This window comes from Halomonas sp. R57-5, assembly GCF_900070345.1.
Classification (GTDB): Bacteria; Pseudomonadota; Gammaproteobacteria; order Pseudomonadales; family Halomonadaceae; genus Vreelandella; species Vreelandella ventosae_B.
In genome coordinates this window covers 1,068,913-1,083,220 of the sequence record NZ_LN813019.1, presented here as the reverse complement: position 1 = coordinate 1,083,220, position 14,308 = coordinate 1,068,913, and the positions used below count along the sequence as shown (strand labels likewise).

Annotated in this window: 10 protein-coding genes; 3 read left to right on the top strand and 7 right to left on the bottom strand. The window is 58.5% G+C overall.

From position 1 onward, the window contains the following. Positions 1-10: 10 nt before the first annotated feature. A complete protein-coding gene (locus HALO_RS04850) occupies positions 11-1,036 on the top strand; it encodes a Fe(3+) ABC transporter substrate-binding protein (RefSeq protein WP_035585600.1) in 1,026 nt (341 codons plus the stop codon). 52 nt (positions 1,037-1,088) lie between these two features. Here HALO_RS04850 and cydC read toward each other — a convergent pair whose 3' ends face one another. The 6 genes from cydC to polA all read right to left on the bottom strand — a co-directional run bounded on the left by cydC (position 1,089) and on the right by polA (position 10,322). Continuing rightward, positions 1,089-2,828, bottom strand: a complete 1,740-nt coding sequence (gene cydC / locus HALO_RS04845) for a thiol reductant ABC exporter subunit CydC (protein ID WP_035585602.1) — start codon at positions 2,826-2,828, stop codon at positions 1,089-1,091. Next, positions 2,816-4,531 (bottom strand): thiol reductant ABC exporter subunit CydD, encoded by a 1,716-nt coding sequence (gene cydD, locus HALO_RS04840; RefSeq protein WP_081899178.1) that lies wholly within the window; start codon positions 4,529-4,531, stop codon positions 2,816-2,818. The genes cydC and cydD overlap by 13 nt, the downstream gene beginning before the upstream one ends. Then, the gene (gene cydX / locus HALO_RS04835; protein ID WP_035561958.1) at positions 4,515-4,634 is read right to left on the bottom strand and encodes a cytochrome bd-I oxidase subunit CydX; all 120 of its coding nucleotides are present in this window, start codon (positions 4,632-4,634) and stop codon (positions 4,515-4,517) included. The genes cydD and cydX overlap by 17 nt, the downstream gene beginning before the upstream one ends. Positions 4,635-4,646: 12 nt before the next feature. After that, the gene (gene cydB, locus HALO_RS04830) at positions 4,647-5,789 is read right to left on the bottom strand and encodes a cytochrome d ubiquinol oxidase subunit II (protein WP_081899179.1); all 1,143 of its coding nucleotides are present in this window, start codon (positions 5,787-5,789) and stop codon (positions 4,647-4,649) included. Further along, a complete protein-coding gene (locus tag HALO_RS04825) occupies positions 5,786-7,357 on the bottom strand; it encodes a cytochrome ubiquinol oxidase subunit I (RefSeq protein WP_050713129.1) in 1,572 nt (523 codons plus the stop codon). Before HALO_RS04825 ends, cydB begins: the two co-directional genes overlap by 4 nt. Before the next feature lie 181 nt (positions 7,358-7,538). Further along, a complete protein-coding gene (polA, locus tag HALO_RS04820; protein WP_050713128.1) occupies positions 7,539-10,322 on the bottom strand; it encodes a DNA polymerase I in 2,784 nt (927 codons plus the stop codon). Between the two features lie 175 nt (positions 10,323-10,497). Between polA and HALO_RS04815 the strand changes: the two genes are divergently transcribed. Together HALO_RS04815 and speA are read left to right on the top strand one after the other, a co-directional pair. Further along, a complete protein-coding gene (locus tag HALO_RS04815; protein WP_050714125.1) occupies positions 10,498-11,457 on the top strand; it encodes a homoserine kinase in 960 nt (319 codons plus the stop codon). Then, entirely contained in the window at positions 11,454-13,394 is a 1,941-nt protein-coding gene (speA, locus tag HALO_RS04810; protein ID WP_050713127.1) for a biosynthetic arginine decarboxylase, read from the top strand. The genes HALO_RS04815 and speA overlap by 4 nt, the downstream gene beginning before the upstream one ends. Before the next feature lie 152 nt (positions 13,395-13,546). Here speA and HALO_RS04805 read toward each other — a convergent pair whose 3' ends face one another. After that, complete coding sequence (locus HALO_RS04805) at positions 13,547-14,212, bottom strand: fumarylacetoacetate hydrolase family protein (protein WP_035585610.1); 666 nt, start codon at positions 14,210-14,212, stop codon at positions 13,547-13,549. Between the last annotated feature and the right edge of the window lie 96 nt (positions 14,213-14,308).

Sequence of the window (14,308 nt, the reverse complement as noted above, 5' to 3'; positions counted from 1 at the left end):
GATGTACTAAATGAAAACCATACGCTTTGTTGCTCCGATGGCAGCGATGATGGTGGGCGCCACGTTTGCCGGTCAGGCCGCGGCAGACGAGCTCAACCTCTATTCCGCTCGCCACTATGACTCTGACGAGCACCTCTACGATGCTTTCACCGAAGAGACAGGCATCGAAGTTAACATCCTTGAAGGCGACTCAGACCAGCTGATTGAGCGTATTCAGCGTGAGGGCGTGGCGAGTCCGGCTGATGTCATGATGACCGTCGACGCAGGCCGTCTATGGCGTGCGGAAGATGAAGGCATCTTCCAAAGCGTTGAATCGGATGTCCTCAACGAGCGGCTACCTGAATCCATGCGCCACCCTGACGGCCTGTGGTTTGGTTTTAGTCAGCGCGCCCGGGCGATTTACTATAACCGTGAAAACTTCGACCCGAGCCAGATCACTAGCTACGAAGATCTTGCCGACCCGCAGTTCGAAGGCAAAGTATGCATCCGCTCTTCCAACAATATTTATAACCAGTCGCTGCTGGCCTCAATGATTGAGCACCACGGCGAAGAGGGTGCCGAAGAGTGGGCCCAGGGCGTTGTGAATAACATGGCGCGGGATCCGGAAGGTGGCGATACCGACCAGATTCTCGGTGTTGCCAGCGGCGAGTGCGATATTGCCGTGGCCAACCACTACTACTATGTTCGCCTGCTGAAATCCGACGACGACGCCGAGCGTGAAGCGGCGCGTAAAGTGGGTATTATTTTCCCCAACCAGGATGACCGCGGCACCCACGTTAATGTTGGCGGTGCCGGTGTCGTAGAAGGTGCGCCTAACCGCGAAAACGCGGTGCGCTTCCTTGAGTACCTGGCTTCCGACACCGCCCAGGAAATCTTTGCCTCTGGCAACAACGAGTTCCCGGTGGTTGAAGGCATCAAGAAAGACCCAGTCCTGGAATCCTGGGGCAACTTCAAAACAGATGACGTAAACATCAGCGTACTAGGTGAGAACAACCCTGAAGCGATCCGCATTTTTGATCGCGTCGGCTGGCGTTAAGTGATTTAACGCGTACTAAAAACCCCCGTAGCTACGCTGCGGGGGTTTTGCGTTATAGCGGGTCTAAACAGGCGAGCATGGGGGTCTGCCGGGGTCGGCCATCTTCCTGGATATAGAGGCTACGCACCCGGCTTGCTGGCAGCTCTAAGGGCACGTGGCTGACAATAACCACGATCCCATCCCTTGTACGGCGCGCAAGGCTAGCAACCACTTGCTGCCGTGTAATGGCATCCAGCCCGGCTAATGGCTCGTCGAGCAGTAGAATCGGCCGTCGCGCCAACAGCACTCGTCCCAGGGCGATACGCCGCGCCTGCCCGCCGGAAACGGCGGCACCATACTCGCCCAAAGGCGTCTCCAGGCCCTGGGGCAAGTCGCGTGCCCAAGCGCCCAGCGCCAGATCGTCGAGAATGCTCCATAGCTCGCTATCGCTGGCATCGCGGTCACCGAGGCGTAGGTTTTCCTCCAGGCTCATATCAAACAAGTTCCACTGCTGGGGCAGATAGCCGACGATATGGTGAAACGACCACTGCTCAATAGAGTGGCCGTTAAGGCAACACTCCCCGCTAAGTGGCAGCAGCTCGCCGGCCAACACCTGCAACAGGGTCGATTTCCCGCAACCTGAGGGGCCATGCACACAGAGTATTTCACCGCTCTGCAACGCCAGACTAATACGCTGCGGCCCCACCAGTGCACCGGGCAGGCTGGCGGTTAATTGGTTGACGTTGAGATGCCAAGCAGGCGGTGTGGTATCAGCGAACTCAATGCCAGCTTGCCCCCTTGGCGCTACCTCCACCAGGGCATTGAGACGATCCCGTGCGGCAAGGCTCGCCCCCAAGGCTAGAAAACTGTTGGCCAGCGGCGCCAAAATCTCCCCTAATGCCAGGATCGCCAATACCGCGGCTAATAGCATCGGCACCGTCAAATGGCTAGCCGCCAATAGCCCTTCTGCCTGCCATAGCACGCCCACAATGGCGCCTCCCAACGCTACCTGCTGCAACGCGGTGGTCAGGCTAGCCAGCAACTGCTGCCGCTCCTGGTGGGCCAGATAGTCGGCATCGTAACTTTTCACTCGTTGTGCCATATCCGCCCATCGCCCCCACAACACCAACGAGGTAATGGCTGCCAAAGGCTCAATCAGTGCCACCCGACGATGCTCGGCAAACTCAGCACTCTGGCGTGCCTGACCAATACCGCGCCATAACGCCAGTAACGGCAGCCCCAGCCAGGCTAACATTAACCCCGGCGCGGCGGCCCAAAGTAGGGTTTCACTCAACCAGTAAAGGCCAGCCATAACGACCATCACCATTAGCCCGGCCCAGCCCCAGGGCAGCAGTGCTCGCAAGACTACCTGATCAAGCTGGTCGATATCACTGACCAGCCGATGCATGGTACTGGCCGTGCCGTAGTGCGATGAACGGGAAGCCGACTGTAAAGGCGTTTGTCCCAATGCCATAAAAAGTCGACAACGCAGGTCTTTTAGCAACCCCAGGGCGGCATCGTGGGAGGCTAGGCGCTCACCATAGCGCCCGGCCGTGCGAACGATGGCACACAGACGAATCAAAGCCGCGGGACGAAAATAGTCGAAGCCGAAGGCACTCGCTGTCACCGTCCCGGCCACTGCCGCGGCGGTAATAAACCAACCTGAAATGGCCAGCAAGCCGATAACGGCCAGCAGCGTGGCGGCGCCCAGCAAGAACGCCAGCGACCAACCGCCGCGCCTAAGCAACAGCAAATCACGCAGCCGGATGGTGGGGGTAGGCATCCCGGACGGTGTCTTGTTTAGCCGCAACATGCCATAGCCTCTTGCAATGACAACTCTACTCGCTGGTCAACCCACCCCAGCCCAGCCGACTCGTGGCTGACAATCATCACGCTACGCCCGCGGCTAAGCTGCTCGATCAGTGTGTTGAGTTGCCAGGCGGCATCCGGATCGAGATGGGCCGTGGGCTCATCGAACAGCCATAGCGCTGCATCGCGAAGCAGCAACTGCGCCAACCCCAAGCGTTGCAGCTGGCCGCCGGAAACCCCCTGCCCGCGCTCACCCAACTGCGTGGCAAGCCCATTACCACGAACCAGAATTGGCCAAAGTCCGACCTGGGTGAGCACTTCAATAAGCTCTGCATCAGATTTGTCTGGGGCCGCCAAGCGCAGATTCTCCGCAATGCTGCCGGACTGTATCGGCGGTTGCTGACTAAGGTAGCCAAGCTGGCGTTGCCAGGCGTCGCGAGGCCATTGGGAAAGCTCGCAACCCTTCGCCTTCAGGCTGCCCTGGTAGGCAGTAAACCCCAGCAGCGCTTGTAAAAGACTCGACTTGCCCGCCCCACTCTCGCCCTGCACCAACAGCCGTTCGCCCGCGGCCAGCGTCAGATTAAGCGGCGCCAGCCGCAGACGCCCGCCCTCACCGCTAACACTTAACTCGCGGCATTCAACAGCAAGAGACTCACCGCTTACCGCTGCTGGAGAGAGCGGCAACCCTTGGGGCTGCCAAGTGTCCGCTTCCAGCAGAGGCGACAACGCCTGCATCGCGCCCAGCGCTTCGGCACGGGCATGATAATCGCTGCCCAATTGGCGTAGCGGCGCATAGAACTCGGGCGCCAGCAGCAAAATAAACAGCGCTCCCTGATACGGCACCGGAACGTCTGCTTTCGCCCAGGGCAATAGGCCAAGCAAGCCCAAGCCTAGATAGAGCGCCACCAGGGCAATCGCCAGCGCGGCAAAAAACTCCAGCACCGCGCTGGATAGAAAGGCCAGTCTAAGCACCCGCATGGTACGCCCACGGTAGGCGTCACTTGCCTGGGCGACCTTGGCCTCCGCCTGGTCGGTCGCCCCCATGCGCTGCAGCGTTGCCATCCCTCGAACCAGGTCGAGAAAGCGGCCACCCATACGCGCCAGCGCCGTGAACTGCTGCTGACTGGCACCCGCAGCGGCACGGCCCACAAGGATCATAAACAGCGGCACCAAGGGTGCGGTCATCAGCATTAATCCCGCGGCCAACGGGCTATGCAACGCCACCACCGCCGCGATCAGGCAGGGAACGACAACGGCCAGCAGACTCTGTACCCGATAGCGACTAATGTAGCCGTCCAGGGCGTCCACCTGCTCCAGCACCTGAGTTGCCAAGGCACCATCGCTGCCAAATTGGCGCCTAACCGGCCCAAGACGGCCAAGCTGCGTTAATAACTGGCTGCGTAAGGCGACACGGGCATGCCGACTGGCTTGGCGAGATAACCCTTCACGGCCGGCGTGGAGCAAAGGGCGGAGCACCATGCATACTGCCAGCCCTGCTAACCATGCGGACGGGTGGCCCAGCGTCTCCCTGCCCTGCCAGAGCAGTAACCAGTGATGGAACAGTGCCGCCAGCAGCCAACTCTGGGTAATCAGCAGTACCACGCCGATCAGCGCAAGCAGTGTGGCGCCCCGCAACCACCAGCGTTGCGGGGCCAGGCAGCGGTTCAGCCGCTGCCCCGGGTCAATAGCGTCAGTCGCTCCGCTCATGCTCGGCTTCGCCTTCATAGCCATTCACTTCAAGCCGCATGGCGATAAGAACAGTGACGACAGCCGCCAGCGTGACACCCAAAATCCAGGCGAAATACCACATAGGATAATCTCCTCAGTAAAGTGCTTTGTCGTTATCACGAATAAACTGCTCATTTAGGCGACCGCGCATGACCCAATAACTCCAGGCGGTATAGAGCAATATCAACGGCACGAAGATACACACCACCACAAACATGATCTTGAGCGTCAACTCACTCGCCGTGGCATCCCACATGGTGAGGCTATGATTAGGGTTGAGTGTCGACGGCATCACGAAAGGGAACATCGTCACACCCGTGGTGACCACCACCATGGCCATGGCAACCGCCGAACTGGTAAATGCCAGCGCATGGCGCCCCAGCTTCATGGTCAACGAGCAGAGTACAAAACCCAGCACCCCTACTATCGGTAGTAGCCATAAAAGCGGGAAGCGGCTGTAATTGGTCATCCAACCGCCAACACTGACCGTGACGATTTTGCCAGTGGTATCGTTGTAGCCCTGGGTGTCGATCACGCTGGCCACCTGATAGCCATCAACGCCCCATAGCAGCCAGACCCCACCCAGCACGAACAGTACCGCGCACACCAATGCGGTGAGGCTGCCGATGGCCGCACTACGGCGGCGCAATTCGCCCTCGGTTTTAAGCTGCAACCAAGCGGCGCCGTGGGTGACAAACATCAGCAGGCTCAACAGCCCGGCCAACAGCGCAAACGGATTCAATAGCCCCAGTAAGCCGCCCTGATACTCCAAACGCAGATAGTCATCGAACTGGAAGGGAACGCCCTGGAGAAGATTGCCAAAGGCGACACCAAAGATCAGCGCAGGAACGGCGGAGCCGATCGTCAGCCCCCAGTCCCAGCGACTGCGCCAGGTGGGGTTGTCCAACTTGGAGCGGTAATCAAACGCTAAGGGGCGCAGAAAAAGGGCGAACAGCGTCAACATCAAGGCGAAATAGAAGCCGTTGAAAGCGGTTGCGTAAACCGGCGGCCAAGCAGCGAACAGTGCGCCCCCGGCGGTCACCAGCCAGACCTGATTGCCGTCCCAGTGAGGCGCCATGGAGTTGATCATCACCCGACGTTCAAGATCGTTGCGGCCAACGACCTTAAGCAAGGTGGCAACGCCCATATCAAATCCATCGGTGACCGCGAAGCCGATCAACAGCACGCCGATCAGCACCCACCAGACAAACCTAAGTGTTTCGTAGTCCATCATCATGCCTCCCGTGGCGGGGTGGAAATTAGGTAGCCGGAATCGGCTTCATCATCCAGATAACCGCTACCGGAAGGCCCCTTGCGGGCAAAGTGCTGCATCAACCACATTTCGATGATGACGAAGGTGGTGTAAAGGATGCCGATGGCAATCAGGGTAGTGAGCACCTGCTCAGCAGTCAGACTGGAAATAGCCAGGTGCACCGGGAGGATCTCGCCGATGGCCCACGGCTGACGGCCGTACTCGGCCACGAACCAGCCCGCTTCACAGGCGATCCAGGGTAGCGGCAGGCTGAACAGCGCAAAGCGCAGTAACCAAGGGGACTTCTCAGGCTGACGGCGCACGCTATGCCAGAGGGCCAGGGCAAACAGCAGCAGCATGCTAAAGCCAGCGGCTACCATGGCCCGAAAAGACCAGAACAGCGGCCAAACCTTGGGAATCGACGCCTCTACGGCCTGGTTAATCTCGGCGGCCGTCGCATTGGCCACATCGTCGCTATAAGCGCTAAGCAGCAGCCCATAGCCGAGATCGCTGCGCACCTCCTCGAACCGGGCCTGATCCCCTTCGCGCTCTTCACCGCTGCGCAGGCGCTGCATAAGGGCATAGGCTTCCTGGCCGTTGACGATGCGTTCGCGGTGCTCCGCCTTAAGCTCGCGTATCCCCATCACTTCGGTATCCAGCGAGCGCGTAGCGATCAAGCCCATCACGCCAGGTATCTTGATGGCTAGGTCGGTGCGCTGTTCAGCCTCGTTGGGCAGCCCAAACAGGGTAAAGGCGGCCGGAGCGGGATGGGTTTGCCATTCGGCCTCGATGGCGGCCAGTTTGACCTTTTGGACGTCTCCCAGCTCATAACCAGACTCGTCGCCCAGAACAATCACCGACAGTACACTGGCCAAGCCAAAGGCCGACGCAATCGTGAAGCTGCGCCGGGCAAAGGCGATCTCGCGACCCTTGAGCAGGTACCAGCTTGAAATCGCCAGCACGAAAACCGCGCCGGTGACGTAGCCCGCCGACACGGTATGCACGAATTTGACTTGGGCAACGGGGTTGAGCAGCACTTCAGCAAAGCTGGTCAACTCCATACGCATGGTGGCAAGGTTGAGCTCTGMCCCCACGGGATGCTGCATCCAGCCATTGGCCACCAGAATCCACAGGGCCGACATATTGGTCGCCAGCGCCATCAACCAGGTAACCGCCAGATGTTTCTCTTTTGACAGGCGATCCCAGCCGAAAAAGAACAGCCCGACCAGGGTCGACTCAAGGAAGAACGCCATCAAGGCTTCTATCGCCAGCGGCGCGCCGAAGATATCGCCGACATAATGAGAGTAGTACGACCAGTTGGTGCCGAACTGAAACTCCATAGCGATGCCGGTGGTTACCCCCAACGCAAAGTTAATACCGAACAGCTTGCCCCAGAACTTGGTCATCTGACGATAAATGGTCTTACCGGTCATCACATAGACCGTCTCCATAATCGCCAGCAGTATCGATAGCCCTAGCGTTAAAGGTACAAACAGGAAATGCACCATCGCCGTAAAGGCGAACTGCAACCTGGATAATTCAACAATGTCCATGAGTGACTCCCGATGGATAGCTTAAACACACCCCTCGCCCCACCGGGAAACCACTGACTGGCGCTCACCCAGGCAAAGCGATGGGTATAAGGTTATGCCTCCACCCGAGTCAAAAATTTGATCCTGGTCAATTCCTTATCTATGCATGTTGCGGTTGCGACAAAATGCCCTTATCACCTGGCTAGTGCGCCTCATCCCAATTGGCGCCGCTCTCCGCCTCTACTATTAGCGGCACTTTTAGCGCTGCCGCACCCTGCATGCGTTTTTGCACCTGCTCGATAAACGCATCAACTTGCTTCTCGGCCACTTCAAATACCAGCTCATCGTGCACCTGCATGACCATCAGCGCGTCGAACTCACCTTCTGCCAGCCATGCATCCACATCGATCATCGCCTGCTTGATGATATCCGCCGCGGTGCCCTGCATCGGTGCGTTAATGGCGGTGCGTTCGGCGCCTTGACGGCGGTTGCGGTTTTGCGACTGAATTTCCGGCAGGTATAGCCGCCGACCCAGCACGGTTTCGACAAAGCCATCTTCCCCCGCCTGGGAACGGATGCGCTCCATATAGCGAGCCACGCCGGGGTAGCGGTCGAAGTAGCGGTCGATGTAGGTCTGCGCCTGATTGCGCTCGATATGCAGCTGGCGCGACAGCCCCCAGGCGCTCATGCCGTAGATCAAGCCGAAGTTAATCGCTTTGGCACTGCGCCGCTGGTCGCCCGACACCTTATCAAGGGAGGTGCCAAACACTTCCGCCGCGGTAGCAGTATGGATATCACGCCCCTCGGCAAAGGCTTCCAGCAGGCCTTTGTCCTCGGAAAGGTGCGCCATAATACGCAGCTCGATCTGCGAGTAGTCCGCGGCAACAATGCGATAACCGGGGCGGGCGATAAATGCCTGACGAATTTTGCGCCCCTCTTCGGTACGAATGGGGATATTCTGCAAGTTCGGGTCCGACGACGACAGCCGGCCGGTGGCGGTGACCGCCTGGTGGTAGCTGGTGTGCACCCGGCCAGTGGCTTTATTGAGCAAACGCGGTAGCTTATCGGTGTAGGTGGACTTAAGCTTGGCCAGCCCCCGGTGCTGCATAATCACCTTGGGCAGTGGGTAATCCAGCGCCAGCTCTTCCAGCACACCTTCCGCGGTAGAGGGTGCGCCTTTAGGGGTTTTCTTGAGTACCGGGATTTTCTGCTCTTCAAACAGAATCTGCCCTAACTGCTTGGGTGAGCCGAGATTAAATTCGCGCCCGGCCAGCTCAAACGCTTCGCGCTCTAGCTCGCCAATACGCTTTTCTAACTGCTGGCTCTGCTTGTGCAGTAGGTCAGCATCCACCGCCACCCCATTACGCTCAATGCGCGAGAGCACTTTGATCAGCGGCAGTTCGATATTATCCAGCACTTCTGCCAAGCGCCCCTCGTTTTCGACCTGTGGGCGTAGCGTTTGCTGCAGCCGTAGGGTGATATCGACATCTTCGCAGGCGTAAGGCGCCGCCTGCTCCAGGGCAATCTGGTTAAAGGTGAGCTGCTTGGCGCCCTTACCGGCAATCTCTTCAAAGGAGATGGTCTTTTCGCCCAAATACTTCAGCGCCAGCGAGTCCATATCGTGGCGGGTAGCCGTGGAGTTGAGCACGTACGACGCCAACATGGTGTCGGCAAACGGGCCCGCCACTGAGATGGCGTAGTTGGCCAGCACCGAAATATCGTACTTGAGGTTCTGGCCAATCTTGGTTTTGGTCGGGTCTTCCAGCAGCGGCTTTAGCGCCGCCAGCACCGTTTTGCGGTCAAGCTGCTGGGGGGCATCCAGATAGTCGTGGGCCAGCGGAATATAGGCCGCCTCCCCCGCTTCCAGCGACAAGCCGACGCCGACGATTTCTGCATCCATATAGTTGAGGCTGGTGGTTTCCAAATCAAAACAGAAGCGCTCGGCGTTTTGTAGCCTATCCAGCCAGCGCTCAAAGTCTGCCTGTTCGAGGATGACATAATCTTCACGGGCACTCCCATTGGCAGATGCCTCCGTMCCCTCGGGCTCGCTATCGTCAGCGCTGGCAGGGGCAGGCTCGCCGCCTTTCMCATCATCCACGCCTTCATCTTTGCCTTCCAGCAACTCACCTAGCCACTGACGGAACTCCATCTCTTTATACAGCGTGACCAGCGCTTCACGGTCCGGGTGGGCAATATCCAAATCATCCAAGCCCACCGGCAAATCGCAATCGACCTTGATGGTCGCTAACTGATACGAAAGGAAGGCCTGATCGCGATGCTCTTCAAGTTTCTTGGGCAGCGTTTTTGCGCCCCGAAAAGTAAGCGTTTTGACCCGTTCTAAATCGCTATAAATGGTCTCCAGGCCGCCGCCCATGCCTTGCAGTAGACCAATCGCAGTCTTTTCACCCACGCCGGGCACGCCAGGAATGTTATCGACCTTGTCACCCATCAGGGCGAGAAAATCGATAATCAGCGCAGGGGGCAGGCCGAACTTATCCTCCACGCCCCCCTCGTCCAGGGTTTCATCCTTCATGGTGTTGACCAGCGTGATATGGGCATTGACCAGTTGCGCCATATCCTTGTCGCCGGTGGAAATGACCGCATCGCGCCCTGCTTCGGTGGCGTGGTGGGCCAGGGTGCCAATCACATCATCCGCCTCCACCCCTTCAATGCACAGCAGAGGCAGGCCCAATGCTTTCACACAGGCGTGCAGCGGCGCGATTTGGCTGCGCAGGTCATCGGGCATGGGTGGACGGTGGGCTTTGTAGTCGCTGTACATCTCATCGCGGAAGGTTTTGCCCGGCGCATCGAAAACCACCGCCATGGGGCTTTCGGGGTAATCCTTAATCAGCCGCTTGAGCATATTCAACACGCCCTTCACCGCGCCTGTCGGCTGACCACTGGAAGTCGTTAGCGGCGGTAGCGCATGAAAGGCACGGTAAAGATAGGAGGAGCCATCGACGAGGACGATCGGAGCGCGAGCCATAACCAAGTTCCTAAAGTGAGTCGTAAAAAAATAAGTGCTAAAAAGAGTTACTCACATGATACCCGCTGCGCAGGCGGCCTGCAGAGTCAAACTCTATTCTGTTATCACAACAACGCTGCCAACTCAGCGACCAAGCCGCTACAATAATGGGCTTAGCAACCTGGGCGAGACTCTCATGGCTGTATTTACCCCGCTTAGCGACGCACAGGTCGCCGCGTTTTTAGAAAAATTTGATGTTGGCAGTTTCGTTTCCCTACAGGGGGTGGCGAGCGGCACCGAAAACTCGACGTTCTTTGTCACCACCGACCACCGCGAGCTGGTGTTAACCCTGTTCGAACAGGGCGAGCACGAAGAGCTGCCGTTCTTCGTTGAACTGCTCGACTATTTGGACGAGCACCGCCTGCCAGTGCCTGGCACCATTCACGACCGTGAAGGTATCGCGCTGCATAGCCTGGAGGGCAAACCGGCGCTGCTCTACCCGCGCTTGCCTGGACGCCATCCCGAGGCGCCTAATTTAGCCCAGTGCCACGCCCTGGGCGACACCTTGGGCCGCCTGCACGTGGTGTCAAAGCGCTTTCCTGGCCACCGCCCTAACCCACGGGATCTAAACTGGTTGCAGGTTATGCACCATAAGGTGCTGAGCTATATCAGCCCCGCGGATCAAATGTTGATGAAGGATGAGGKCGACGATTTCGAAAGTGCCTTCAGCCAACACGGTGAGCTGCCCCAGGGCGCTCTGCATGGTGATCTGTTCCGCGACAACACCCTGTTCGAGGGGGATCAGCTTGGCGGCATTATCGACTTTTATAATGGCTGCACCGGCGACCTGCTGTTTGATGTGGCAATCGTGATCAACGACTGGGCCTCTAACGAAGATGGCACGCTCAATCCCGAGCGCTACGAGACGCTACTGCGCGCCTATCAGGCACGTCGCCCATTAACCACCGCTGAGCGTGAGCTGTGGCCGACCATGCTGCGCATGACGGCGCTGCGCTACTGGCTGTCGCGTCTACTGGTGGTCTATGTTGATCCACCGGCCCACGATTTGACCCCCCACGACCCTGACCGTTTTCGTACTATTTTAACCGCGCGCATTGCCCATGGTGCACTGCCGCTGCCTGAGGTGTCTGCATGAGTGTGATGGCAACGACTAGCCCTGCCCTGCGCGCACGGCGTACCTGGAATATTGATCAGTGGGGCAGCGGCTACTTCGACGTGGATGACCACGGTCAGGCCCTGGTGCGCCCGCTGGGTAGCGATGCGGAAGGCCCAGCGCTACCGCTTAGCGGCCTGGTGCGCCAACTGCAAGCAGCCGGGCTGCGCCTGCCGGTGCTGGTGCGCTTTAGCGATATTCTTCACGACCGGGTGGAGCAGCTGTGCGGCGCTTTTGATGCCGCGATGAGCGACTGTGACTACCAGGGCGGCTACACCGCGGTTTACCCGATTAAAGTCAATCAGCAGCGCCGAGTGGTCGAAGAAATTCTGGCGACCGCCGAGCGCGGCAGTGGTCGCGTAGGACTGGAAGCGGGCAGCAAGCCAGAACTGCTGGCGGTGTTAGCGCTTTCCGACGGTGGCTCATCGCTGATTGTGTGTAACGGCTACAAAGACCGCGAATACGTGCGACTGGCGCTGCTGGGTGAAAAGCTCGGCCATAAGGTCTACTTGGTGGTCGAAAAGCTCTCCGAGCTGCAGCTGATTTTGGAAGAGGCCCGCGAGCTGGAGGTCACGCCCCGCATAGGCCTGCGCGCCCGCTTGGCCTCGGTGGGTAAAGGCAAATGGCAGAATACCGGCGGCGAAAAATCCAAGTTCGGGCTCACCGCCAGCCAGATTCTAGAGGTGGTAGACACCCTACGTCGCGAAGATGCGCTGGAAAGCCTGCAGCTAGTGCACTTCCACCTGGGCTCCCAGATCGCCAATATTCGCGACATTCAGCGCGGCCTACGCGAGTGCGCGCGCTTCTACCAGAACCTGATGCAGTTGGGCGCGCCCATTGATACCGTGGATGTAGGCGGCGGCCTGGGTATCGACTACGAAGGCACTCGCTCACGCAGTTTCTGCTCCGCGAATTATTCGATGCGTGAATACGCGCGCAACGTAGTCAGCGCCTTTGCCCAGCTCTGCCAAGAGGCGAGCCTGCCGCAGCCTCATCTCATCAGCGAATCAGGCCGTGCGCTGACCGCCCACCATGCGGTACTGATTACCAACGTGATTGGCGAAGAGCGTATTGATGACACCCCGCCAGAACGGCATGCGCTAGCAGGGAACCGAGAAGAGCACCAAGAAGATGCCCAAGTAGAGCTGCTATGGCGGGKGTTCGAGCAACTCGCCACCGCTCAAGAGCCGCGCATGCTGGTAGAAGCCTGGCACGACCTGCTGCAAGCGGTGAGTGAGTTACAGGAGCGCTTCGTGATGGGGTTGAGTGATATTACCGCCCGGGCCGAAGGCGAGCGGGTCTATATGGCTGCCTGCGCGCGGTTGCGTACTCAGCTTGATACCCGCAACCGTGCCCATCGCGAAATTATGGATGAACTCGCTGAGAAGCTCGCCGATAAACTGTTCGTCAATTTTTCCCTATTTCAATCGGTGCCTGACGTTTGGGGCATCGAACAGATTTTCCCGGTGCTGCCCCTTAGCGGGCTCGATCAAGCCCCCACCCGGCGGGCGGTGATTCAGGATATCACCTGCGACTCCGACGGCCGCATCGACAGCTACGTCGACGGCCAGGGGGTGGAGAGCACCCTACCGCTACCCGAGTGGGCTTCCGATGACGAGCGCTGGTTAGGCTTCTTCCTGGTGGGCGCCTATCAAGAGATCCTAGGCGATTTGCATAACCTGTTCGGCGACACTGACTCCGTTGACGCCGCACTCAATGCAGACGGCGAGTGGACTCTTTCAAACCCGCTCGCGGGGGACTCAGTGGCCCAAGTACTTGCCTACGTTAACTTCAATGCCAATGTGCTCAAGCAGAAACTCACCGACCAACTAGCCGCAAGCGGCTTTACGGCGGATGAGCAGGCCCGCTTTGCGGCCAGCTTAAGCGAAGGACTCGAAGGTTATACCTATCTTGAATGACTTATATTGACTAACTTTTTTGAATAGCCTGTCGWAAACAGCCCACAAAGAAACGCCACCCGTGGTTAACGGGTGGCGTTTCTATTGAGCTTAACGGTAGCGAATGCTTGTGGCGGGCTATCGGCTTCACTTCTTGCGCGTCAATGGGTTAGTTACTCGACGACGCTGGTCTCAATTTCTAAACCACCCGTCAAGGTTAAGCGCAATGATGAACCGCGAACCAGCTCCCCAACGCCAGAAGGCGTGCCGGTTAGGATCACATCACCCGGCTCCAGGGTGAAGTGGCGGCTCATCTCAGCTACCAGCGTGGGGACAGCAAAGATCATATCGGAACCTTCACCGTGCTGACGCTCTTCCCCATCAATCTCAAGGGTGAAAGCCAGCGCATTCCAGTTGGGCACACGGCTTAGCGGCAGAAACGACGAAAGCGGGCAAGCGCCATCAAAGGCTTTGGCGATTTCCCAAGGGTGCCCCTTCTCTTTTAGCTTCGTCTGTACATCACGCAGGGTTAAATCCATCGCCAACCCAATACCGACAATCGCACGCTCGGCTTCATCCAGGGTGGCATGGGTTAAGGTTTCACCCACTAATAGCGCAAGCTCGACTTCATAATGCACGTCGCCGCGTGAAAACGGCGGGTCCAACGGCTTGGTTAGATCCACAACGCTGGTCGACGGCTTAATGAACAGCAGCGGTTCAGTGGGAACCGGATTATCCAGCTCTTTCGCATGGTCGGCATAATTACGGCCGATGCAGACAACCTTGCCCAGCGGGTGGGGAAACTCCTGGCCATCGGTAAACTGTGGAACAAAACGCATGGCGGGTATTCTCCTTCTCATTATGCGTGCCGCATTCGCAACGACAGGCGCAACAGTTTACCCCACCTAGACGAAGGTTCCACACCCTTCGGCCAT